General features: G+C 29.2%; 1 protein-coding gene. It reads left to right on the top strand.

All coding sequences use genetic code 11. The features are described 5' to 3' along the window. Positions 1 to 10: 10 nt before the first annotated feature. On the top strand, positions 11 to 603 hold a 593-nt coding region (locus tag AMN78_RS03380), incomplete at its 3' end, for a Gfo/Idh/MocA family protein (protein ID WP_338140334.1).

Here is a 603-nt window from a genome sequence, read left to right as displayed (position 1 = left end):
AGTTATTGATATGGGTCCTTATTATTTGACAGCACTAGTAAATCTATTAGGTCCTGCAAGCTACGTAACTAGCACTTGTAATTACAATACAAAAAAAAGAATTATTGGTATTGGACCAAAAAAAGGAAAAAGGATTAAAGTAGAATGTCCAACCACTTACTTTTCAACCATTAGATTTCAAAATGGGACAATTATCAGATTAACATTATCATTTGATGTGATTTCTCACCTAAGAAATCATATAGAATTATATGGAGAGAAAGGATCTATGATAGTTCCAGACCCAAACATGTTTGGAGGATCTGTTTTATTGAGCACAAAATTAGGAAGTAAATGGAAAAATTATAAAACAAATAAAATGATTTTAGGAAAAATAAATATTCGAACTCAAAGCTCTAGAGCAAACGAGTCACCTACTAATGCTAATTATAGAGGTGTAGGACTGGCAGAAATGATTTATTCTATTCAAAATAAGAAAAAACATAGATGTAATGGGAATTTATCTTTACACGTTCTGAATATTATCGAAGGAATTCATAAATCAGCTAGAACTAGAAAAAAATTTCATTTCAAAACAACATGTGAAAAACCAAAATTTTTTTC

Source organism: Candidatus Pelagibacter communis, assembly GCF_001179945.1.
Classification (GTDB): Bacteria; Pseudomonadota; Alphaproteobacteria; order Pelagibacterales; family Pelagibacteraceae; genus Pelagilacustribacter; species Pelagilacustribacter ubique_A.
Note: the sequence above shows the minus strand (reverse complement) of the source record. Positions and strands in the feature narration are given on the sequence as shown.